Origin of the sequence: Bradyrhizobium sp. SUTN9-2 (assembly GCF_003122645.1) — a bacterium.
Lineage (GTDB): Bacteria > Pseudomonadota > Alphaproteobacteria > Rhizobiales > Xanthobacteraceae > Bradyrhizobium > Bradyrhizobium yuanmingense.
The window spans coordinates 1,265,468-1,287,109 of record NZ_LAXE01000001.1; the positions used below are offsets into that span (position 1 = coordinate 1,265,468).

Below are 21,642 nucleotides of genomic sequence, written 5' to 3' on the forward strand. Positions count from 1 at the left end.
GAGACGGAACATGGGTTCTGAACATACCGTAAAGGCTTTCGACAGCGACCTTCAGGAGCTCACCCGCCTGGTCGCCGAGATGGGCGGCATCGCCGAGCGCATGATCGTCGATTCCGTCGACGCGCTGATCCGCCGCGACGTCGCGCTCGGCCAGCGCGTCGTCGCCACCGACGTCGAGCTCGACGCGCTGCAGAAGCGCATCGAGGAGCGCGCCGTGCTCACCATCGCCCGCCGCCAGCCGATGGCCGTCGACCTGCGCGAGATCGTCGGCGCGATGCGCGTTGCGACCGATCTCGAGCGCATCGGCGATCTCGCCAAGAATATGGGCAAGCGCGTCGCGGCGCTGGAGACGGATTTCCATCCGCTCAAGCTGTTCCGCGGCCTGGAGCACATGACCGACCTCGTGCAGCAGCAGGTCAAGTCGGTACTGGACGCCTATGCCGCGCACGACCTGCCGGCGGCGATGGCGGTGTGGAAGGGCGACGAAGAAGTCGACGCCATCTGCACCTCGCTGTTCCGCGAGCTCCTCACCTACATGATGGAGGATCCGCGCAACATCTCGTTCTGCATCCACCTGATGTTCTGTGCCAAGAACATCGAGCGGATCGGCGACCACGCCACCAACATCGCCGAGACCGTGTTCTACATGATCGAGGGCCAGGCGATCACCGACAAGCGGCCGAAGGGCGACATGACGACCTTCGCCACGACGGTGCCGAACACCTGACGACTTAAGGAGCTACGACCACATGGGCGCACGCATTATGGTGGTTGAGGACGAGGAAGCTCTCACCGAGCTTCTTCGCTACAACCTCGAAGGCGACGGCTATGACGTCGAGACGGTGATGCGCGGCGATGACGCCGACACCCGCCTCAAGGAGCACATTCCCGATCTGATCGTGCTCGACTGGATGCTGCCGGGCCTGTCAGGCATCGAGCTGTGCCGGCGGCTTCGGACCCGCCCCGAGACCAAGCAGCTGCCGATCATCATGCTCACCGCGCGCGGCGAGGAGAGCGAACGGGTGCGCGGGCTCGCGACCGGCGCGGATGATTATATCGTCAAGCCGTTCTCGGTGCCGGAACTGCTTGCGCGCGTGAAGGGCCTGCTCAGGCGTGCGAGTCCCGAGCGCCTCGCCACTGTGCTCGCCTATGGCGATATCGAGCTCGACCGCGACAAGCGCCGCGTGGCGCGCTCGGGCCGGCCGATCGATCTCGGTCCGACCGAATATCGCCTGCTGGAGTTCTTCCTGGAGCATCCCGGCCGCGTGTTCTCGCGCGAGCAGCTGCTCGACAGCGTCTGGGGCCGCGACATCTACATCGACGAGCGCACCGTCGACGTCCATATCGGCCGCCTGCGCAAGCTGCTCAATCTTGGCCGCGAGCAGGACCCGATCCGCACCGTCCGCGGCGCCGGCTACGCGCTGGACGATCGCTTCGCGAAGGCTGAGCAGACGTAAGGCGCCAGCGACAGCTGGTTTGGCGAACTGCGGCGCCGATCTCGGCCGTCATCCCCGGGCGCGCGCAGCGTGAGCCCGGGATCTCAGCGCGAGCGCTTGCGCTCTTCGCGATCAGCCACAGGACGTGGTTTGGCGAAGACACGGAGTGACCATCTCGCGCAACGATTGCGCCCCGCGGTTACGGATCCCGCATTCGCGGGGATGACACCGAGCGATTGGGAGCCGTCATCGTGTGACGGCTGCAGTCTTGGCGATCAAGCTTGGCGATCAGGGAATTCCGCAAGCTCACCGCGTGCCCGGTTTCGGTGCTGCGCGACGGCGATCCGCTGCGGGCTGATAGGCCACGCGCGAATGCTGGGCACAATAGGGCAGGCCGGAGAGCGCCTTGCCGCCGCAGAAGAAGAAATCCGGGCTCGAGGGATCGCCGACCGGCCAGTGGCAGGTCGCCTCGTTCAATTCCAGCAGCGACAGCCGCTGGCTCATCGGCACCACGTTGTCGTAGGTAACCGGCTCGGCTTCCAACTCGACCTCGAAGGCCTGCGCCAACGCGGTGTTGCCGCGCGCGACGGGGCGGGTCACCCGCATCATATGCTGCGCGGGCCGTGCCTTGCGCGGCCGCGGCGCTGCCGATGAAGGGCTCTTGGCGCGGCCGGACAGGCCGAGCCGGTGCACCTTGCCGATCACGGCATTGCGGGTCACATTGCCGAGCTCCGCCGCGATCTGGCTGGCCGAAAGTCCGGCCTCCCAGAGCTTCTTCAGCTGCTCGACGCGATCATCGGACCAGGTCAAAACCGTCATTGCACCCTTTCCCTCGCTGCGCGCCTGCCATCCTGGGGCCTTCGCAGCGAATGCTTTAGCCTTGAAAAACCCGTGCCGTCAGAATCCCTTAAGGCTCGCCGGGCGCGCTCAAGACGCCCGAACGTTTACGCCGGTACATGAGGACTTCTGGGATCAGAACTGCTGCACGAGATGTCGTATCTGACAGTCCAAACGCTACAATATGGCGTGACTCCCGCGCAAGAGTCCGCCGACTCGCTTCCACATGTTCCGTGGTGAAAAACCCGCAAAATCGGCACCGCAAGACTACGGAATCAGCGTTTCGCGAGGCTTTCCGGGCGGCATTGACACCCGTCTTGCCAGGCATAAGATAGTGCCACGTGCCGCCCTTAAAAGGCGGCACGTTTCGTTTTCCGGGGCCGGTCGATGGTGCGTCGCGCAATGCATGCCTCACACCGTCCGCAACATTCAAGTGACGTCATGACTAACAGCGCAGCGCCGCATTTGCTCCCCGTTTTCGCCAGGGCCGACCTCGGTTTCGAGCGCGGCGAAGGCTGCTGGCTGATCGCGACCAACGGCGATCGCTATCTCGATTTCACCTCGGGTGTCGCGGTGAATGCGCTCGGCCATGTCCATCCCGCGCTGGTCAAGGCGTTGCAGGAGCAGGCGACCAAGCTCTGGCACATGTCGAACCTGTTCCAGAGCCCTGACGGCGAGAAGCTCGCAAGCCGCCTCTGCAATGAGAGCTTTGCGGACTTCGTGTTCTTCTGCAATTCCGGCGCCGAGGCGCTGGAAGGCGTGATCAAGCTGGTGCGCCACCATCACTTCTCCAAGGGGCATCCGGAGCGTTACCGCATGATCACCTTCGAGGGTGCCTTCCATGGCCGCACGCTGGCGACGCTCGCCGCCACCGGCTCTGCGAAATATCTCGAGGGCTTCGGTCCGCCGATGGACGGCTTCGATCAGGTGCCGCACGGCGACCTCGACGCCGTGAAGAAGGCGATTGGTCCGCACACCGCCGGCATTCTCATCGAGCCGATCCAGGGCGAGGGTGGCGTTCGTTCTGCACCTCACGCCTTCCTGAGGGCGCTGCGCGAACTCTGTAACGAGCGCGGCCTGTTGCTCGCCTTCGACGAGGTGCAGACCGGCATGGGCCGCACCGGCGAGCTCTTTGCCTACAAGCGCACCGGCGTCACACCGGATGTGATGTCGCTCGCCAAGGCGCTCGGCGGCGGCTTTCCGATCGGCGCGGTGCTGGCAACCGCGGACGCGGCGGCCGGCATGGGGCCCGGCTCGCACGGCTCCACCTTCGGCGGCAATCCGCTCGCGATCTCGGCTGCCAACGCCGTGCTCGATGTCATGCTCAAGCCCGGCTTCTTCGACCACGTGCAGAAGATGTCGCTGCTGCTCAAGCAGAAGCTCGCCTCCGTGATCGATCGTCATCCCGAAATCGTCAGCGAGGTGCGCGGCGAGGGCCTGCTGATCGGTATCAAGGCGGTGGTGCCCTCGGGCGATCTCGTCGCGGCGCTGCGCGCCGAAAAGCTGCTCACCGTCGGGGCCGGCGACAATGTCGTGCGCTTCCTGCCGCCCCTGATCGTCACGGAAGCGGAGATCGAGGACAGCGTCGGCCGGTTAGAGCGCGCCTGCGCTGCGATCTCCTCCAGCCAGACCAAGCGGGCGGCAAGCTGATGAGCACGACGCCCAACAAAGCTCCCAAGCACTTCCTGGACATCAACGAGCTGCCGCTCTCGGAGCTCAAGAGCATGCTCGCCGCCTCTTCCGCCATGAAGGCGAAGCAGAAGGCGCAGCAGCCGGTCAGGCCGCTCGAGGGCAAGACGCTGGCGATGATCTTCGAGCGTCCCTCGACCCGCACCCGCGTCTCGTTCGACGTCGGCATGCGCCAGCTCGGCGGCGAGGCGATCATGCTCACCGGCGCCGAGATGCAGCTCGGCCGCGGCGAGACCATCGCGGATACTGCGCGGGTGCTGTCGCGCTATGTCGACGCCATCATGATCCGCATCCTCAACCACGATGCGCTGCTGGAGCTCGCGGCCAACGCCACCGTGCCCGTCATCAACGGCCTGACGCGGCGTTCGCATCCCTGCCAGGTGATGGCCGACCTCATGACCTATGAGGAGCATCGTGGCCCGATCGAGGGCAAGACGGTGGCCTGGACCGGCGACGACAACAACGTGCTGGCGTCCTGGGCCCATGCCGCCGAGCGCTTCAAATTCCAGCTCAATGTCGCAACGCCGCCGGAGCTCGCACCGAAAAAGGCCATGCGCGACTGGATCAAGGCGACGGGCGCGCCGATCGTGCTCGGCACCGACCCCGAGGCCGCCGTGCGCGGCGCCGATTGCGTCGTCACCGACACCTGGGTGTCGATGGGCGACAAGGAGGGCGAGCACCGCCACAACGTGCTCAAGCCCTACCAAGTCAATGCCAAGCTGATGTCGCTGGCCAAGGCGGACGCATTGTTCATGCATTGCCTGCCGGCCCATCGCGGCGAGGAGGTCACCGACGAGGTGATCGACGGGCCGCAATCGGTCGTGTTCGATGAGGCCGAAAACCGCCTGCACGCGCAGAAGGGCATCTTGGCCTGGTGCTTCGACGCGGTGAAGTAGCCTTCTTGTAGCCCGGATGAAGCGCAGCGAAATCCGGGGTTCTCAACGCGTGGAAAGACCCCCCGGATTGCGCTGCGCTCCATCCGGGCTACGCACTCGTCGTTCCGCGGACGACGGAATGCGGGCGTGCCTCTTTCAATTTGCATCGAACGACCCCAGATAAAGCGCCATGGTTTCCCAGTCTCCTGACATGAACACCGGGCCTGAAGGCCCGGTTCGCGCGCCATCATCGGTTCCGATCGATGACGCCGTGCTGCCTTACGAGGTCGACGCGCTTGACGTGCGCGGGCGCCTGGTGCGGCTTGGCCCCGCGCTCGACGACATCCTCACCAAGCACGATTATCCCGCAGCCGTGGGCAAGCTGCTCGGCGAGGCCATCGTGCTGACGACGCTGCTCGGCTCGACGCTGAAATTCGAGGGCCGCTTCATTCTTCAGGCCCAGACCGACGGTCCGGTGTCGTTCCTGGTGGTCGACTACAAGGCCCCGGACCGCCTGCGCGCCTATGCGCGCTTTGACGCCTCGCGCCTGGGCACGGCCAAGGATTCCGGCACGCTGCTCGGCCGCGGCCATCTCGCCATGACCATCGACCAGGGCCCCGACATGAGCCGTTACCAGGGCCTGGTTGCGCTCGACGGCGGCAGCCTGGAAGACGCCGCCCACGAATATTTCCTGCGCTCCGAGCAGATCCCGACGCGCGTGCGCCTCGCGGTCGGCGAGGAGTGGCGCTCGAGCGACGGCGGCAAGCATCGCTGGCGCGCCGGCGGCATGCTGATGCAATTTCTGCCGAAGGCGCCGGAGCGCGCGCGGCAGGCGGACTTGCATCCCGGCGATGCGCCCGACGGCACCGAGGTGCACAGCGTCGCGGAAGACGATGCCTGGGTCGAGGCACGCTCGCTGATCGAGACGGTCGAAGACGTCGAGCTGATCGATCCCGAGCTCTCTGGCGAGCGGCTGCTCTACCGCCTCTTCCACGAGCGCGGCGTGCGCGTGTTCAATCCGCAGGTGCTCGAGGCGCGGTGCTCCTGCTCGCGCGATGCGGTCGCCGCGATGCTCAAGAGCTTCTCGCACGACGACCGCGCCGCCATGGTCAAGGACGACAAGGTCGTCGTCACCTGCGAGTTCTGCTCGTCGGTGTACCAGTTCACGCCGCACGAGGCGGGCGTCGAGGACGCCTGAGCCTACCCGCGTCGCTGCACTCGCAATGTCGAGTGGAGCAGTGCCACACGCGCGGTGTCATCGCCCGACTTGATCGGGCGATCCAGTACTCCGAGACGATGCTGATCGAAACGAGAGGCCGCGGCGTACTGGATGCCCCGGTCAAGCCGGGGCATGACAGTTGTGAGTGTTACGGCGAACTCGCCTCTCTAATTCAACACCCGCTTGTTGTCGGGGCTGTCCAGCGAAAACGTCGGCACGTCGATCTCGAAACGCTCGCCGGTTTCGCTGACCATCTGGTAGCGGCCGGTCATGAAGCCCGAGGCGGTCGAGAGCGGCACGCCGGAGGTGTATTCGAAGCGTTCGCCGGGGGCGAGGATCGGCTGCTCGCCGACCACGCCTTCGCCCTTCACCTCCTGCTGGCGGCCGGAGGCATCGGTGATGATCCAGTGCCGTGTCTTGAGCTGCACGGTCTCCTCGCCCGAATTGGTGATGACGATGGTGTAGGACCAGAAGTAGCGGGAGCGGTCGGCCGACGATTGCTCCGGAACAAAGTTCGGCTCGACGGTCACTTCGATCTGGCGGGTCACGGCGCGGTACATGGCTGTCATCATACCGAAATCCGCCCCGGGAACCAAACCCCCGCGGGCGCCTTGGCGACATCGTCCCGCCAGAATTGGCGGGAAAGCACACCACCGAGGGAGACACCCTGATGTGATCCGGACGCTTTGCGAGACGACAGCCGGACCATTACACTGCTTCAACGTCGCGATTTGCGGAAGGGTTTCCAGGCCCCGATGACCATTGCCGACCAAGTGACGGGATCGACCATCGCAGGAACCGCGGGCGCCAAGCCCGCAGGGACCAAGGCGCGCGCCGCAGCGCCGGCCATCACGCTGCCCGCCATCGGCGAGCGCGAGCTCCGGCTCGATCTGTTCCGCGGGCTCGCGCTGTGGCTGATCTTCATCGACCATCTGCCGCCCAGTCTGCTGACCTGGTTCACGATCCGCAATTACGGCCTCAGCGACGCCACCGAGATTTTCATCTTCATCTCCGGCTACACCGCCGCCTTCGTCTATGGCCGGGCCATGCTGGAGAGCGGCGTTCTCATCGCCACCGCGCGCATCCTGCGCCGGGTCTGGCAGATCTACGTCGCCCACGTCTTCCTGTTCACGATCTTCCTCGCCGAGATCTCCTATGTCGCGACCAGGTTCGAGAACCCGCTCTACACCGAAGAGATGGGCATCATGGACTTCCTCAAGCAGCCCGATGTCGTCATCGTGCAGGCGCTGCTGCTGCGCTTCCGTCCCGTCAACATGGACGTGCTGCCGCTCTACATCGTGCTGATGCTGGCGCTGCCGCTGATCCTGTGGTCGATGAAATGGCGGCCGGACGTCACGCTCGGGCTGTCGGTCCTGCTCTACGCGGTGACCTGGGAGTACGACCTTTACCTGTCGGCCTATCCGAACGGCTTCTGGGCCTTCAATCCTTTCGCCTGGCAATTGCTGTTCGTGTTCGGGGCCTGGTGCGCGCTCGGAGGTGCGCGTCGCATGTCGGGCATCCTGGCCTCGCCCGTGACGATGTGGATCTCGATCGCCTATCTCATCGCGGCGTTCTACGTGACCTTGACCTGGTACGTGCCCCAGCTCTCCCAGTTCATGCCGAAGCAGATCGAACAATGGATGTATCCGATCGACAAGACCGACCTCGACGTGCTGCGCTTCGCGCACTTCCTGGCGCTGGCGGCGCTGACCGTACGCTTCCTGCCCCGCGACTGGCCGGGCTTGAAATCGCGCTGGCTGCGACCATTGATTCTATGTGGTCAGCATTCGCTCGAGATCTTCTGCCTCGGCGTCTTCCTGGCCTTTGCCGGCCATTTCGTCCTCGCCGAAATCTCCGGCGGGCCGGTCATGCATGCGTTGATTAGCCTCTCCGGAATCCTGATCATGTGGGGGGTGGCCTGGGTCATTTCGTGGTACAAGCGTGTGGCTGACAAGAGCGGTGCGAAAACCAAAAACGCCGTCGGCAACGCCGATCTGGCGGGAGGGGGCTGATGAAGGCGAAGGTTCTCCTGAGCCTGGTCCTGCTATGCGGTAACCTCGCCGCGCCCACGGCGCGCGCGGGCGATGCCGCGTCTGCCGCATCCCCTATGCCTGCGGCCTGCGAACTGCCGTCCTATCTGCTGACCAGCGAAAGCCAGCTGCCCAAGGTCGCCGAGGCGATCAAGGCCGGCAAACCGCTCGACATCCTGGTGATCGGCAGCCGCTCGACCACGATTCCGTCGTCGGAGAGCAGCTCCTATCCGGCGCGCATGGAGGCGATCCTCAAGGAGAAACTGCCGCCCTCCGAGCCGGTGCACGTCTCCGTAGAAATACAGAGCAAGAAAACGGCAGAGGAGACCGCGTCCACCTTCGTTAAGCTGATGGAAGCAAAAACGCCTACTTTGGTCATCTGGCAGACCGGGACCGTGGATGCTATCCGATCCATCGATCCCGACGAATTTCGTAGCGCGGTGACCGACGGGGTTGTTGCGCTGCAAAAGGCAGGGGCGGACGTCGTCTTGATGAATTTGCAATATAGCCCGCGCACCGAGACCATGATCTCGGCGCAGCCTTTTCTCGATAATATGCGCGTCGTGGCACAGGAGCACGACATCCCGCTGTTCGATCGTTTCGCGATCATGCGGCAGTGGAATGAACAGGGCCAGTTCGACCTGTTCAACCCGTCCCGCGGGCCTGAGCTGGCGAAGCAGGTCCATGATTGCCTTGGCCGGGCGTTGGCACAGTTCGTGATCGACGCTGCCCATCTGGAGCCGGCCCAGCAGCAAAATTGAGGTCTAGCGTTAATGAGTTCTCTCCGCCCTTTTTGCCTGACGTCATGGCTAGCCGTGCCTGCAACAGCAGTGCTGTTGTTGCTGACGCCCGCCGCGCATGCGCAGACGCCGGCCGCTCAGCCGGCGACCCCCGCACCCTCCCAGTCGACTGATCCCGCACCCGCTGCGCCGTCCCAGACCACCGTCGCCGCGAGGTCGCCCGAGCAGCGCGGCGTCACCTCGCGCGCCATCGACAAGATGAAGGAGGTCGCGAAGTCCGCCGCCGACATCTTCAGCCGGGTGCCCTGCCTGCCGCCGAAGGGCGGCTCCAAGGCGATGGGCTCGCTGCCGCATGTCGCGAGCAAGCTGGCCGCCGGCCAGCCCGTCGTCATCGTCGCGTTCGGCTCCTCGTCGACTCAAGGGTTCGGCGCGAGCTCGCCGGAGTTCAATTACCCCAATCGTCTCGCCGCGCAGCTGCGCCGGCACTATCCGACTGCCGACATCAGCGTCATCAATGCCGGCGTCGGCGGCGAGGACGCCCCCGAGATGATGAAGCGTCTGCAGACGCAGGTGATCGACAGGCATCCGGATCTCGTGATCTGGCAGGTCGGCACCAACGCCGTGCTGCGCAATCTCGATCCCGGCGAGACCGTCAAGCTGGTGGAGGACGGCATCAACCGCATTCAGGCCGCCGGCGGCACCGACATCGTGCTGGTTGGTCCGCAATATTCGCCGGCCGTCAACCAGCGCAAGGAGAGCGCCGGCAAGATGATCAAGCTGCTCGGCAACGTCGCCGAGCTCCGCAAGGTCGGCATTTTCCCGCGCTTCGAGGTGATGCGCGACTGGCACGAGAACCAGTCGATCCCGGTCGAGGGCTTCGTCATCGCCGACGGCCTGCACATGAACGATTGGGGCTATGCCTGCTTCGCCCAGCTGCTCGGCGACGACATCATCCGCTCCGTCGGCCAGATCAAGCTCGGTGTGAGCGTGCCCGCCGATGTGAGAACGTACCGGCCGATGTGAGAGGGTGCGTAGGGTGGGTTAGGCGAAGCCGTAACCCACCACTGTCTATCTCCGCGGATGCAGCAGAGGTGGATTACGCCTTCGGCTAATCCACCCTACGAGACCTCGCTTCCCTCACGCCTTCTCCAGCGCCGCGGTGAGATCCTCGATCAGGTCATCCGCGTGCTCGAGCCCCGCCGAGAAGCGGATAAATCCCTCGCTGATGCCGAGCGCGGCGCGGTCTTCCGGCTTGAGGCGCTGATGCGTCGTCGTCGCCGGATGCGTGACGAGGCTCTTGGCGTCGCCGAGATTGTTGGAGATCTTGGCAAGCTTCAATTCGTTGAGCACACGGAACGCCGCCGCCTTGCCGCCCTTCACCTCGAAGCCGACCAGCGTCGAGCCGCCGCGCATCTGCTTCTTCACCAGCGCCGCCTGCGGATGATCGGCGCGGCCGGGATAGACCAGTCGCGAGATCTTGGGATGGCTCGCCAGCACCTCGGCGACGCGCGCGGCATTGTCGGTCTGCGCGCGCACGCGCACGCCCAGCGTCTCCAGGCCCTTGAGCAGGACCCAGGCATTGAACGGCGAGATCGACGGGCCGGTCTGGCGCATGAAATTGTGGATATGCTCGGCGATGAAGGCTTCGGAGGACAGGATGATGCCGCCGAGACAGCGGCCCTGGCCGTCGATGTGCTTGGTCGCAGAGTAGACGACGACGTCGGCGCCGAGCGCGAGCGGGCTCTGCCAGATCGGGGTTGCAAACACGTTGTCGACGACGAGCCGCGCGCCGCCCTTGTGCGCGATCTCGGCGATCGAGGGGATGTCGAGCACGTCCAGCGTCGGGTTGGTCGGGCTCTCCAGGAAGAACGTCTTGGTGTTGGGCCTCAGCGCCCGCTGCCACTGGTCGAGATCGAGCCCATCGACCAGCGTGGCCTCGATGCCGTAGCGCGGCAACAGGTCCTGGATGACGTAGAGGCAGGAGCCGAACAGCGCACGGGAGGCGACCACGTGATCGCCGGCCTTGAGCGGCGCCAGGATCGCGGTCGTCACCGCCGCCATGCCGGTTGCCGCCGAGCGCGCGGCCTCGGCGCCCTCGAGCTCGATCATGCGGCGCTCGAACATTGCAATCGTCGGGTTGGAATAGCGCGAATAGATGAAGCCGGGATCCTCGCCCTTGAAGCGCGCCTCGCACTCCTCCGCGCTGGCGTAGACATAGCCTTGCGTCAGGAACAGCGCCTCCGAGGTCTCGCCATATTGCGAGCGCAGGGTGCCGGAATGGACCAGGCGGGTTTCGGGGCGATAAGTGGCAGACGACTTCGACATAGGACCCTCTCCGACATGACCGCCGAGGCGAAAACGGTCACAAAAAAACCGGCCTAGATATCTCCACGGGCCGGGATCACAGAGGTCCCCGGCCTGTTTAGCGACTTATTTAACGTGGCTGCAAGCCGGCCGGCTCAAATCACCACGGGATAAGTGATGCTCATATTCCGCAATGCTCTTTCCGTCAAGGCGTCCATCGGATAGCCGTAAAAGACTTGTATTTCCGGCATGGTCCGGATGCATTCGGCCCCTGATGAGGACCCCCCGGTTGACGTTCACGGTCGCCGCCGACGCCAATGGTATCCTGCCCGACCGCATGATCGCGGCGATGGCGGAAGAAGGTCTCATCCTGCCCACCTACGACTTCGTCGAGAGCCAGATCCAGCCGGCGAGCCTCGATCTGCGCCTCGGCGACATCGCCTATCGGGTCCGCGCCAGCTTCCTCCCCGGGCCCGGTGCCACCGTGGCAGAGCGCATCGACGAGCTGAAGCTGCACGAGTTCAGCCTCGCCGACGGCGCGGTGCTCGAGACCAACTGCGTCTACATCGTGCCGCTGCTCGAGAGCCTCGCGCTGCCGCCGGAGATCGTCGCTGCCGCCAATCCGAAGAGCTCGACCGGCCGGCTCGACGTCTTCACCCGCGTCATCGCCGACGGCACCCGCCGCTTCGACATGATCGGCGCCGGCTATCACGGCCCGCTCTACGCCGAGATCAGCCCGAAGACGTTTCCTGTGCTGGTGCGCGAGGGCTCGCGTCTCAGCCAGGTGCGCTTCCGCACCGGCGATGCCATCCTCAATGCCGACGAGCTCGATGCGCTGCACGCCAGCGAGCGTCTCGTCGACATCGACGATGCCGATCTCTCGGGCGGCGTTGCCGTCTCGGTCGATCTCTCCGGCGAGAAGGCGAGCGGCTTCGTCGGCTATCGCGCCAAGCGCCACACCGACGTCGTCGATGTCGACCGCCGCGCGGGCTACGCGGTGGAGGATTTCTGGGAGCCGATCTCGGCGCGTCCCGACGGCAGCCTGATCCTCGACCCCGGCGAGTTCTATATCCTCGCCTCCAAGGAAGCGGTGCAGGTGCCGCCCGACTACGCCGCTGAGATGGTGCCGTTCGACCCCCTGGTCGGCGAATTCCGCGTGCACTATGCCGGCTTTTTCGATCCCGGCTTCGGCTATGCCGGCGCTGGCGGGCTGGGATCGCGCGCCGTGCTGGAGGTGCGCTCGCGCGAGGTGCCGTTCATCCTCGAGCACGGTCAGATCGTCGGCCGCCTCGTCTACGAGAAGATGCTGGCCCGCCCCGACGCGATGTACGGCCAACGCATCGGCTCGAATTACCAGGCGCAAGGCCTGAAGCTCAGCAAGCATTTCAGGGTGTAGTGCTAACCTCACCCACCGCTGTCATTCCCCGCGGAGGCGGGGAATCCAGTACGCCGCGGCTTCTCGATTCAAGCATGACCATCTCGGAGTACTGGATCGCCCGCCTTCGCGGGCGATGACACCGAGAGCGCGTCCGGTTGCGTCACCCGATCCGCGATGACACACTCCCGCAAAACAACAAGCCGGGAGCGAACATGACTATCGCACCAGACCTCGCGCAGCACGCGCAATGGAAGCGCTGGCGCGCCGTCGCCGATCTCTATCACGCTTACTTCACCGGGCTGATCCTCACAATCGTCACGCGCCGCGGCACGGCGGATGCCGCAGAGTTCGTCTTCCGCGTGTTTCGTCGCCAGCAGCAGGAGCGTTTCCTGCCGGGGCTCAGGAAGCTCGGGATCGACCATCTGCCGCCGGCGGTCGCGGCTGCGCAATACCACTATCTCTCCAACTGGATCGGCGGCGTTCATGTCGAATACATGTACGAGAGCGACACCAAGGCTTGGATCCGCTATCCGCCGCCGCGCTGGATCTGGAAGGGCACTGCGATCTGTGGCGTGCCGGGCGAAGTCTCACGCGCCATGCTGCGCGGCTGGCACGCCAACAATGGCGCAGCCCTCGGCGATCTCAGGCTCGGCTTCGTCTGCACCAAGCAGAGCGTCGACGGCCAGGACGGGCTCGAAGGCTATTATCATCAATACGACCATCCGCTCGAGCTCGACCAGCGCCTCGTATTCGCGCGGCACCTGGAAGCGCCTTTGTTCGATGCGAAGACGGCGCCCGCCTTGCCGGTCGCGAGCTGGCCAAGACCGCGGCTGGAAAAGGCCTATCGCAATTACGCGATGGAATATGTCCGCACCGCCGCGCCCGTGATGGTGCAGCTGTTCGGCCCGGAGGATGCCGGCTATCTGCTGCACCTCACCGGCAAGCTGATCGGCATGCAATATTTCGACGAGGTCGCCGCGGCGCTGGCGACGATCCGCGGCGGCGCGCGAGAATTCGCATCGTTCCTGAGCGCGTTGCTCGCCGCGCAGGATGATGCAGCCGAGACGGCTCAATCGGAAGACACCTTCGAGATCCGGCAGCAGAGCTGGAAGCTGATGGACGACGTCGCCGACACTCACCGCGCCTGCGCCAAGCTGCCGGAGGGATTGTTCGAGGGTCTCGCTGCAGGTTGCGGCCGGCATATCGGCGTGCAGATGCGCGCCGCTCCGGGCGGCCGTCCGCCGCTGGTCTGGACGATCGGTTAGGCGACGGCCGCAGCGGGCTTCACCTCGCCCCGCTTGCGGGGAGAGGTCGGATTGCATCGAAGATGCAATCCAGGTGAGGGGGAGTCTCCGCGAGTCCAGCTCTCGCCGTCTTCGCGGATAGAGCCCCTCACCCCAACCCTCTCAGGGCGAGCGAAGCTCGTCCCGGCCCCGTAAGAACGGGGAGAGGGAGAAGAACGAATTCCACCGCTTGAAATGCGCTGCCGCAGGGCACGCCTGCATCGGGCGCAGGCAGAATCGGAGCACGCCGTGCTAACACGCCTCAGCCGCGCCATTCGCGCGAACGACGCCATTGGCACACCAAGTGATTGCTGCGCTGCAAACGGCGCCTGCGCCCGGGAGAGGACATGTCCGACATCGCCGAAATCCCGGTCGATGAGCAAGAGCGCCCACTGCCGCCGCCTCCGCCGCCGATCAGAAGCGTCCTGACCGAGGGGCCGATCCTGCGCACGCTGCTCTCGCTCGCCTGGCCGAACGCGATCGGTCTGTCGGCCGGCATTTGCGTGGTGATCGCCGAGACCTCCTATGTCGGCCGGCTCGGCGTCGAGGCGCTGGCGGCGATGGCGCTGGTGTTTCCGACGATCATTCTGACCATGACGATGTCCGGCGGCGCTATGGGCGGCGCGGTGGCTTCGGCCATTGCGCGTGCGCTCGGCGCCGGGAATCGCGAGCGCGCCGGCATATTGGCCGTGCACGCGATGCTGATCGGCATCAGCTTCGGACTCGTCTTCATGCTGGGCATGTTGATCTTCGGGCCGAGGTTGCTCGAGATGCTCGGCGGCCGCGGCGATGTGCTGACGCATGCGATCGCCTATACGCAGGTGTTCTTCGGCGGTGCCGTGCTGCCCTGGCTGCTTAACACCATGGCGGGCATCCTGCGCGGCACCGGCAACATGAAGCTGCCGTCGTTCCTGATCCTCAACTCCGCGGCCTGGCAGATCGTGCTCGGCGGCACGCTCGGTCTCGGGCTCGGGCCAGTGCCGCAGTTCGGCATGCGCGGCGTCGCCGCTGGCGCGCTGATCGCCTATACTATGAACATCGGCATTATGGCCTGGTACCTGTTCTCCGGCCGCGCGCGGATCACGCTGAAGCTGCGCGGCCTGCGCATCCAATGGGCGATGTTCTTCGACATCCTCAAGGTCGGCGCCATCGCCTGCTTCTCGCCGCTGCAATCGGTGCTGACGATCTCCATCTTCACGCACATGCTGGCGCAGTTCGGCACTGCGATCCTCGCCGGCTACGGCGTCGGCGCGCGGCTGGAATTCCTGCTGACCTCGATTGCGTTCTCGTTCGGCATCGCCTGCGTGCCGATGGTCGGGATGGCGATCGGCGCCGGCCGCATCGCGCGGGCCCGGCGCATCGCCTGGACCGCCAGCGTTGCCGCTTTCGTCGCGGTCGGTGCGCCGGCGTGCCTCGTTGCGATCTTTCCCGATCTCTGGGTCAACATGTTCACCGACAGCGCGGAGGTGCGCGCGGCGAGCCATCAATATCTTGCGACGGTCGGGCCATTCTACGCCTTCTTCGGCCTTGCGACGACGATGTATTTCTCCTCGCAAGGCGCGGCGAAGGTGATCGGGCCCGTGCTAGCGCAGACTGCGCGGCTGATCTACATCGCAGGTGTCGGCTGGTGGCTGTCGACGCACGGCGCCAGCGCGCAGAGCTTTTTCTGGCTCGCCGCGAGCTCGATGGTCGTGCTCGGCCTCTTGTCGTGCTCCAGCGTCGTGCTGACACGCTGGGGACCGCGCGAGGGCAAGCCTGCAATCGCGCCTGCTCTTGTTGTCGACTAGCGACGCTTGTGGCGGCGATGGCCGCCACCGCCGGTATTGGCGAGCCGCATCAATTGCGGGATCATCGCCATCATGTCGCTGCCACCGGTGCCGCCGAGCATGCCCATGATGTCGCCGCCGCCCATGCTACCGATCCCGACCGGCATGGTGCCGCCGCCCATCGGGGTGTAGCCGCCGTAGCTCGGTGCACCGAATCCGCCGCCGAAATTGCCGCCGCCCATCATGCCGCCGAGCCCGCCGCCGCCGTTCTCCATCATGCGGCTCATCATCGGACCCATGGTCTGCATCAGCATGGCGAAGCGGCGCTTGCCCATCTTCGCCTTCATCATCTCCAGCATCGGCGCCATCTGGGTCATCATGTCCTCGCCGCCGGCACCGCCGCCGCCGAGGAATTGCGCCTTTGCCGGCACGCTCGAGATTGAAAACAGCAGCAGCATCGCGGCCGCCTGGCAGATCACCTTGTCCGCACCTCTCATGGCATGCTCCTCGCGTGCGTGGCGCCGCCGGGAGAGCGGAGCCGACCGGACGCACGCGGGCATGGTTACGGCCGGCGAGGACGGGCTTCTGTGAGAAAACTCACAGTGAATGATCAGGCCGAAGCGGGCGGAAACGCCTTGTGCATGGCGGCCACCGCCTCCTTGGTTTGCCCCTGAACGTAAGGCGCGAGCTCGTTCGGCAGCATGTCGATGATCCAGACGAGGCGGCAGCTCGCCTCGTCCTCGGCAATGACCTGCACCGAGGCGCTGTAATGCCTCAGCCGCTCGTTGCTGATGGCATAGACGAGGCGCCGCCGCGCATCGTCGCAGTCGACCAGCACTTCGCGCGCGACCGAGCCGTTGGCGAAGGTGACGATGCGCGCATCGCCATCGAGCGTGCACGCCGTGACGAAGCCCGCCACCAGCCGCCGATGCAGCGCGCCGAAATCGCGCACCGCGTCCCAGACGTCGCGCGCGGAGGCGGGGAGGGAGATGTCGTTGTGGATGGAGGCCATGAATATTCCCCTTTTGTCGGAGTTCGTAGGGTGGGCAAAGGCGCGCTCTTCGCGCGCCGTGCCCACCATTCATCGGCGTTGTCGCGAGCAATTGGTGGGCACGCTACGCTTTGCCCACCCTACAAGTGCTCGTGCGCGGCGGCGCCTCTACGGACAAACCGCCTCGACATTGTTGCCATCAGGGTCAATCAGGAACGCCGCGTAATATGTCGGGCTGTAATCCCTGCGCGGGCCGGCGCCGCCATTGTCGCGACCGCCGCTCTTCAGCCCTTCGCTATGGAACGCCTTGACTGCGTCGTGATCCTTTGCGCGAAACGCGATATGCGCACCATCTGCCTTGCGGCCCTTGTTCAGGTGCAGCCACAGCGCCGGCTCGCCCTTCGGCCCGAAGCCGGCATAACCGTCGCCGCTCGAGCACAGGACAAACCCGAGCGGCGCCAGCACCGCGCTGTAGAAGCGCGTGGCGGCGTCGAGGTCGGCAACGCGCAATCCGATGTGGTCGTACATGTTCGTCTCCATTGCGAAGAAGCGTGCCGCGAAGGGCACGCGCCGGAGACGACCCTAGTCAGTTGAGGGCAAGCTGCTCTTGGAGAATCTTGCGCTCCCCCTTCGACGCCTGCCGGAACTTGGTCGGCGACACGCCGGCGGCGCGATGGAAGGTGCGGACGAAATTGGAGAGATCGCCGAAGCCGACGTCATAGGCGATATCGGTGACGGCGATGTCCTCGTCAGCGAGCAGCCGTGCCGCGTGGCGCAGCCGGGAGCGCACCAGATATTGATGCGGGGTGACACCGAGCACGGCCGAGAACAGCCGCAGGAAATGAAACGGGCTCAATCCCGCCTGCTTGGCTGCTTGCTCGAGGTCGAGCTCGGCATGCGAGTTGTCGTCGATCCACAGCGCGGCCTCCACCGCGCGGCGGCGATCGCGTGCGGTGGGGCTGGCCGGCTTGCGCGCCTTGCCCGAGACGGCCTCGACAAAACGGCCGGCCAGGATCTGGCCGATCTCGTCGAGGCCGAGATCGCTGTTGCCATCTGCTGCCGTCTGGGCCAGCTCGCCCAGCACCATCAGCTCGGGCAGCGGCGGCGTCGCGCCGATCTGCCAGACCTCGCGCCGCCCGCCGAGGGCGTCGACCAAATCCTCGCTAAAGAAGAAGCCGAGGCAGACGTCGCCGGAGACGTGCTCATGCGTGCAGGTGTATTCCTCGCCGGGGGCGCCGATCAGCATCGAGCCCGCCACCAGTTCGAAGAAGCCGGCGCGGCAATGGCAGCCGAAGCTGCCGGAGCGGACATAGGCGATGGAATGGCCGGTGCGGCATTCCGCGAACGGCCTATCGTCCGGGCCCGCATCGCAGCGAAACTCGGAAGCCGTGATCGAGGGCGTCGTCAGCAACGTGGTGGCGTGCATCCCGCGTATTTAGGTAGGCGCGCGGGGCGGAGCAACCGGCAGCAGCACCTCGAACAGCGTCTTGCTGGCGATGGGATGGGCCCCTTCCAGCGCCAGCAGCCGCCGCTTGGAGATCACGCCGCCATAGGGCGAGAGCCGGTCGGCGTAATTGCCAGCCTCCAGCACCCGGTGGCAGGGCACGATCAGCATGAAGGGATTTTTCGCAATCGCCTGCGCCACGGAATAGGACGCGCCGGAGGCGCCCAGCGCCCGGGCGACCTCGTGATAGGTGCGTGTCTCTCCGCGCGGAATGCTGCAGGTGTACTCGTAGACGCGCCGGTCGAAGCCGGGCACCCCGCCGGCGTCCAGGCTGACCTCGGAGAAGTCGGGATCGTGACCTTGCAGCAGGCCCGTGATGCCCTCGATCGCAAGCTCGGCGTTCTCGGACGGGCGCTGCTCTCGCGCCTCGGGATGGACCTGGAAAATCCGGCGGCGGGTGTCGATCTCCCGCGCCTCCGGCAATTGCACGGCGACCACGCCGGTGCCGCTCCAGATGATGCCGCAACGGCCGATGGCCGTATCGAATATCGCGTAAGCCCGCCCCACCATGCACACGCCCCACTCAGTGCACGTTTCTCCCCGGAGAAGCGATCATAACACCGCCACAATCCGGCGCACCTGGAATCTTATCAGGACGTTAACAACCGCCCCGCTGGTCGCGCCAAACCGCTTGGCGGCAGGCGCCGTCTCGGCTAATCAAGAGGGGCGCAAAGCGCACATCGCGGGCGTAGTTCAATGGTAGAACGGCAGCTTCCCAAGCTGCATACGAGGGTTCGATTCCCTTCGCCCGCTCCAGCCCTTAGTTCGGCAGGCTTCTCAGAAACTGGACGATCGCCGCGTTCACCTCCGCCGGCCGCTCCTGCTGCGTCCAATGTCCGCAGCCGGGCAGCATCTTGATTTCGCGCAGCTGCGGCACCCATTGCTTCATGTTGGCGAGATGTTCGGCGGCACCGGGGAAGGCGATGACCATGTCATGGTCGCCGGCGACGAAGAGCGAGGGCACCACCACCTGCATGCCCTCGAATGCTGCCATCAGCTCCCAATTGCGATCGATGTTTCGGTAGTAATTGAGCGGCCCGCGAAAGCCGCTGCGCGCAAATTCGGCAGCGTAGTGGTCGAGCTCGGCGGCACTCAGCCACGACGGAAGCGGCACCGGCACCTTCGGCAGCATGCCGTCCTTTCGGGAGACCATGCCGGCGGTGACCGTCCGCCCTTGACGCTCGGCATTGGCGCGGATCGCGGTCGCCCCTTCGCCGGAGCCGCCGAAGAGCATGGCGCCGAGCGTTGCGCGAGGATCCCGCTCGAACTCCGCTTCGGCGATACCTGGCTCCTGGAAGTACAGCTGATAGAACTGCGCATCCGCCGTCTGCGGCATGACGCTCGTCGGCCGCACGGGACTGCGCGGCCGATACGGTACGCTGAGGATCGCGGCGGCCCGGAAGCGATCGGGCCGCAGGCGCGCCGTGTGCCAAGCGATTGTCGCGCCCCAGTCATGTCCAACGATGACGGCGTCCTTTGCCTCGAACGCGTCGAGCACGCCGACGAGATCGCCGACCATATGGAGGATCGTGTATTGATCGATCGCTTCGGGCCGGTCGCTCTTTCCGTAGCCGCGCATATCCGGTGCGACCGCGTGGTAGCCAGCCGCCGCCAGCGCCTCGAGTTGATGCCGCCAGGAGTACCAGCCTTCCGGAAAGCCATGGCAGAGCAGCACCATAGGCCCGTCGCCCTGCTCGGCGACATTGAGGCTGATGCCGTTGGCTTTGATCCTCCGCTGCGTCGGGCCATCCATTCGTCGCCTCCGATTTTTTGTGGTTGGGGCGCATCCTAATCGGGCGTACGGCCTGCGCAAAATTTCTAATATATTGGACTGCCGCTCCCGGCGTGTGCCTCCGCGCGCGCTAAGCTTCTCTCACCCCGGCGGATGCGGTCCTCGTATCGGGCGATGTTCGGATGAAACCCATGGACCAGCAAAAACTCGATCGCGCCATCGGTCGGCGCCTGAAGACGCTGCGGACGCAGGCAGGCATGACGTTGAACGAGCTTGCAGGCCGCTCCGGCGTCAGCCGGGCCATGATCGGGCGGGTGGAGCGGGCGCAGAGCAGTGCGACGGCGGCGCTGCTGAACAAGCTCTGCGCGGCGCTCGACGTCACGCTCAGCGATGTCGTCGCGCTCGCCGAGAAGCCGCCGGAGCGCCTGGTGCGGCTGGCGGACCAGCCGCTCTGGCGCGACCCCGACAGCGGCTATCGCCGGCGGCACGCCTCGCCGCCGGATGCGGCCAGCGGCATCGAGATCATCGTGGTCGACCTTCCCGCCGGCGCGCGCGTCTCCTACAGCCCCTGGGGCCGCAACGCCTTCACCCAGCAGCTCCTGATGCTGGAGGGTGCGATCGCCGTGCATATCGACGCCAAGGCGGTGCGGCTGCGCGAGGGCGATTGTCTGGATTTCGACGTGATGCGCGCGGTGATCTTCGAGAACGAAACCAAGCAGGACGCGCGCTACGTCATCATCGTCAGACGCGGCGCGTCCTACGGCAAGATGTGAGGGCAAAGCGTGGAGACGAGCACGATGCAGATCCGGACCGGCGACACCTATGATCCGCGCGTCGTCGCGCTGCTCGATCACCACGTTGCTGCTGCGCGGGCGCAGACGGCGCCGGGCAGTGCCCATGCGCTCGATCTCGCGGGCCTGCGTGCACCCGACGTCGCATTCTGGACCGGCTGGGACGGCGAGACGCTGGTCGCGACCGGCGCGCTGAAGACGCTTTCGGCTGGCCATGGCGAGGTCAAGTCGATGCACACGCTGCAGACCGCGCGCCGGCGCGGCTATGGCGGCCAGATGCTGCGCCACATCATCGCGGAAGCCCGCGCGCGCGACATGACGCGGCTCAGCCTCGAGACCGGCTCGTGGGACTATTTCAAGCCGGCACACGCACTCTATCTGGCGCACGGTTTCGTCGCATGCGGCCCGTTCGAAGGTTATGTCGAGGATCCCAACAGCCTGTTCCTGACGCTGGAGCTGTCGGCGCCAGGCCGCCGGTAGCTTAAGAGCGCGTCTCCTCGATCTTGTCGAGCACGCGCTCGGGGGCGATGTCCCGGGCCGCCTCCTGCAGGTCGCGCTCCGCGTCCGGCTTGACGTCGAGCCGCTCGGCGACCTGGGTGAGCAGGCGGGCCACCTTGGTCAGCTCGTGCTCGGCGAGCAGGCTGATCTGGAGATCGAGATCGGCGCGCTTGTCGGCCGCCGCGGTCATGCGGTTCTGCGAGATCAGCACGAAGGTGGAGAGGAAGATCGCCTCCACCGAGGCGATCATCGCCAGCATGACGAAGCTCTCGTCCCAGGCCGGAATTCCCGGAATCCAATGCAGGTTGGCGATGATCCAGAACCCGAACAGGGCGAGGTGCAGGTAGACGAAGATCATGCTGCCGGTGAAGGCCGTGATCGCGTCCGCGACCTTGTCCTGGCCGCGTGCCGCCTGCTGCTCACGGCGCCGCCGCGCCACCAGCGCCTGGATGTTGCGCTCGAGCGTCGGGCTCAGCCCCTCGCCGGAATCATGTGTGATGTCGTTATGCACGCCCCGGCAACGGTCCGCTCGCGGAGCCGTTCCTGGAAGGGGAAGCAAAAAGACCGAT

23 protein-coding genes, 1 tRNA gene and 1 riboswitch are annotated in these 21,642 nt (G+C 65.7%); of the genes, 14 read left to right on the forward strand and 10 right to left on the reverse strand.

The annotated features are described in order from the left end of the window. Window positions 1-10: 10 nt before the first annotated feature. Both phoU and phoB read left to right on the forward strand, forming a co-directional pair. Window positions 11-727: a phosphate signaling complex protein PhoU gene (phoU, locus tag XF30_RS05910; RefSeq protein ID WP_036001670.1), complete on the forward strand. Its 717-nt coding sequence runs from the start codon at window positions 11-13 to the stop codon at window positions 725-727. A gap of 22 nt (window positions 728-749) precedes the next feature. Continuing rightward, on the forward strand, window positions 750-1,457 hold the full coding sequence (phoB, locus tag XF30_RS05915; RefSeq protein ID WP_008143479.1) for a phosphate regulon transcriptional regulator PhoB: 708 nt from the start codon (window positions 750-752) through the stop codon (window positions 1,455-1,457). 285 nt (window positions 1,458-1,742) lie between these two features. On the opposite strand, the gene XF30_RS05920 is transcribed toward phoB, so the two are convergent. Further along, window positions 1,743-2,255, reverse strand: a complete 513-nt coding sequence (locus tag XF30_RS05920) for a GcrA family cell cycle regulator (protein ID WP_036001664.1) — start codon at window positions 2,253-2,255, stop codon at window positions 1,743-1,745. 459 nt (window positions 2,256-2,714) lie between these two features. On the opposite strand from XF30_RS05920, the gene XF30_RS05925 reads away from it, so the two are divergent. The 3 genes from XF30_RS05925 to XF30_RS05935 all read left to right on the forward strand — a co-directional run bounded on the left by XF30_RS05925 (window position 2,715) and on the right by XF30_RS05935 (window position 6,035). Continuing rightward, on the forward strand, window positions 2,715-3,923 hold the full coding sequence (locus tag XF30_RS05925; RefSeq protein WP_057028453.1) for an aspartate aminotransferase family protein: 1,209 nt from the start codon (window positions 2,715-2,717) through the stop codon (window positions 3,921-3,923). Then, window positions 3,923-4,858 carry an ornithine carbamoyltransferase gene (gene argF / locus XF30_RS05930; RefSeq protein WP_036042744.1) on the forward strand — a complete coding sequence of 312 codons (936 nt, stop codon included), beginning with the start codon at window positions 3,923-3,925 and terminating at the stop codon, window positions 4,856-4,858. The genes XF30_RS05925 and argF overlap by 1 nt, the downstream gene beginning before the upstream one ends. A gap of 169 nt (window positions 4,859-5,027) precedes the next feature. Continuing rightward, window positions 5,028-6,035 (forward strand): Hsp33 family molecular chaperone, encoded by a 1,008-nt coding sequence (locus tag XF30_RS05935; RefSeq protein WP_109142180.1) that lies wholly within the window; start codon window positions 5,028-5,030, stop codon window positions 6,033-6,035. A gap of 188 nt (window positions 6,036-6,223) precedes the next feature. On the opposite strand, the gene apaG is transcribed toward XF30_RS05935, so the two are convergent. After that, on the reverse strand, window positions 6,224-6,616 hold the full coding sequence (gene apaG, locus XF30_RS05945) for a Co2+/Mg2+ efflux facilitator ApaG/CorD (protein ID WP_024337101.1): 393 nt from the start codon (window positions 6,614-6,616) through the stop codon (window positions 6,224-6,226). 195 nt (window positions 6,617-6,811) lie between these two features. Between apaG and XF30_RS05950 the strand changes: the two genes are divergently transcribed. The 3 genes from XF30_RS05950 to XF30_RS05960 are packed head-to-tail and all read left to right on the forward strand — an operon-like array spanning window position 6,812 to window position 9,849. Further along, window positions 6,812-8,068 (forward strand): OpgC domain-containing protein, encoded by a 1,257-nt coding sequence (locus tag XF30_RS05950; RefSeq protein ID WP_057028451.1) that lies wholly within the window; start codon window positions 6,812-6,814, stop codon window positions 8,066-8,068. Beyond that, entirely contained in the window at window positions 8,068-8,847 is a 780-nt protein-coding gene (locus XF30_RS05955; protein ID WP_036020422.1) for an SGNH/GDSL hydrolase family protein, read from the forward strand. The genes XF30_RS05950 and XF30_RS05955 overlap by 1 nt, the downstream gene beginning before the upstream one ends. Before the next feature lie 12 nt (window positions 8,848-8,859). Continuing rightward, window positions 8,860-9,849, forward strand: coding sequence for an SGNH/GDSL hydrolase family protein (locus XF30_RS05960; protein ID WP_109142181.1), 990 nt, complete (start codon window positions 8,860-8,862; stop codon window positions 9,847-9,849). A 114-nt stretch (window positions 9,850-9,963) separates the two neighbouring features. Here the strand turns inward: XF30_RS05960 and XF30_RS05965 are convergent, their stop codons facing one another. After that, window positions 9,964-11,151: an O-succinylhomoserine sulfhydrylase gene (locus XF30_RS05965; RefSeq protein ID WP_035996376.1), complete on the reverse strand. Its 1,188-nt coding sequence runs from the start codon at window positions 11,149-11,151 to the stop codon at window positions 9,964-9,966. A gap of 76 nt (window positions 11,152-11,227) precedes the next feature. Next, window positions 11,228-11,307, reverse strand: a riboswitch (SAM riboswitch). 97 nt (window positions 11,308-11,404) lie between these two features. Here XF30_RS05965 and XF30_RS05970 point away from each other — a divergent pair. The 3 genes from XF30_RS05970 (at window position 11,405) to XF30_RS05980 (ending at window position 15,578) form a co-directional block, all read left to right on the forward strand. Then, window positions 11,405-12,526: a 2'-deoxycytidine 5'-triphosphate deaminase gene (locus XF30_RS05970; RefSeq protein WP_502696081.1), complete on the forward strand. Its 1,122-nt coding sequence runs from the start codon at window positions 11,405-11,407 to the stop codon at window positions 12,524-12,526. Between the two features lie 194 nt (window positions 12,527-12,720). Then, entirely contained in the window at window positions 12,721-13,773 is a 1,053-nt protein-coding gene (locus tag XF30_RS05975) for a hypothetical protein (RefSeq protein ID WP_109145589.1), read from the forward strand. Between the two features lie 365 nt (window positions 13,774-14,138). After that, window positions 14,139-15,578, forward strand: coding sequence for an MATE family efflux transporter (locus tag XF30_RS05980; RefSeq protein WP_109145590.1), 1,440 nt, complete (start codon window positions 14,139-14,141; stop codon window positions 15,576-15,578). Here XF30_RS05980 and XF30_RS05985 read toward each other — a convergent pair. The 5 genes from XF30_RS05985 to XF30_RS06005 all read right to left on the reverse strand — a co-directional run bounded on the left by XF30_RS05985 (window position 15,575) and on the right by XF30_RS06005 (window position 18,562). Further along, complete coding sequence (locus XF30_RS05985) at window positions 15,575-16,054, reverse strand: hypothetical protein (RefSeq protein WP_192893046.1); 480 nt, start codon at window positions 16,052-16,054, stop codon at window positions 15,575-15,577. The two genes, XF30_RS05980 and XF30_RS05985, sit on opposite strands and share 4 nt — an antisense overlap. A 113-nt stretch (window positions 16,055-16,167) precedes the next feature. After that, window positions 16,168-16,569, reverse strand: a complete 402-nt coding sequence (locus tag XF30_RS05990) for an SRPBCC family protein (RefSeq protein WP_109142184.1) — start codon at window positions 16,567-16,569, stop codon at window positions 16,168-16,170. 147 nt (window positions 16,570-16,716) lie between these two features. Continuing rightward, entirely contained in the window at window positions 16,717-17,076 is a 360-nt protein-coding gene (locus tag XF30_RS05995; RefSeq protein ID WP_192893047.1) for a VOC family protein, read from the reverse strand. Between the two features lie 58 nt (window positions 17,077-17,134). Then, window positions 17,135-17,974, reverse strand: coding sequence for a helix-turn-helix domain-containing protein (locus XF30_RS06000; RefSeq protein WP_109142185.1), 840 nt, complete (start codon window positions 17,972-17,974; stop codon window positions 17,135-17,137). Window positions 17,975-17,983: 9 nt separating this feature from the next. Then, window positions 17,984-18,562, reverse strand: coding sequence for a methylated-DNA--[protein]-cysteine S-methyltransferase (locus XF30_RS06005; protein WP_109142186.1), 579 nt, complete (start codon window positions 18,560-18,562; stop codon window positions 17,984-17,986). A 172-nt stretch (window positions 18,563-18,734) separates the two neighbouring features. Between XF30_RS06005 and XF30_RS06010 the strand changes: the two genes are divergently transcribed. Then, window positions 18,735-18,808 (forward strand) — tRNA-Gly (locus tag XF30_RS06010). 4 nt (window positions 18,809-18,812) lie between these two features. On the opposite strand, the gene XF30_RS06015 is transcribed toward XF30_RS06010, so the two are convergent. Then, window positions 18,813-19,805, reverse strand: coding sequence for an alpha/beta fold hydrolase (locus XF30_RS06015; protein WP_109142187.1), 993 nt, complete (start codon window positions 19,803-19,805; stop codon window positions 18,813-18,815). Between the two features lie 170 nt (window positions 19,806-19,975). On the opposite strand from XF30_RS06015, the gene XF30_RS06020 reads away from it, so the two are divergent. Next, window positions 19,976-20,557, forward strand: coding sequence for a helix-turn-helix domain-containing protein (locus XF30_RS06020; protein WP_074447667.1), 582 nt, complete (start codon window positions 19,976-19,978; stop codon window positions 20,555-20,557). 24 nt (window positions 20,558-20,581) lie between these two features. After that, complete coding sequence (locus XF30_RS06025) at window positions 20,582-21,055, forward strand: GNAT family N-acetyltransferase (RefSeq protein WP_109142189.1); 474 nt, start codon at window positions 20,582-20,584, stop codon at window positions 21,053-21,055. Between the two features lies 1 nt (window position 21,056). Here XF30_RS06025 and XF30_RS06030 read toward each other — a convergent pair whose 3' ends face one another. Next, on the reverse strand, window positions 21,057-21,584 hold the full coding sequence (locus XF30_RS06030) for a DUF1003 domain-containing protein (protein WP_109142190.1): 528 nt from the start codon (window positions 21,582-21,584) through the stop codon (window positions 21,057-21,059). Between the last annotated feature and the right edge of the window lie 58 nt (window positions 21,585-21,642).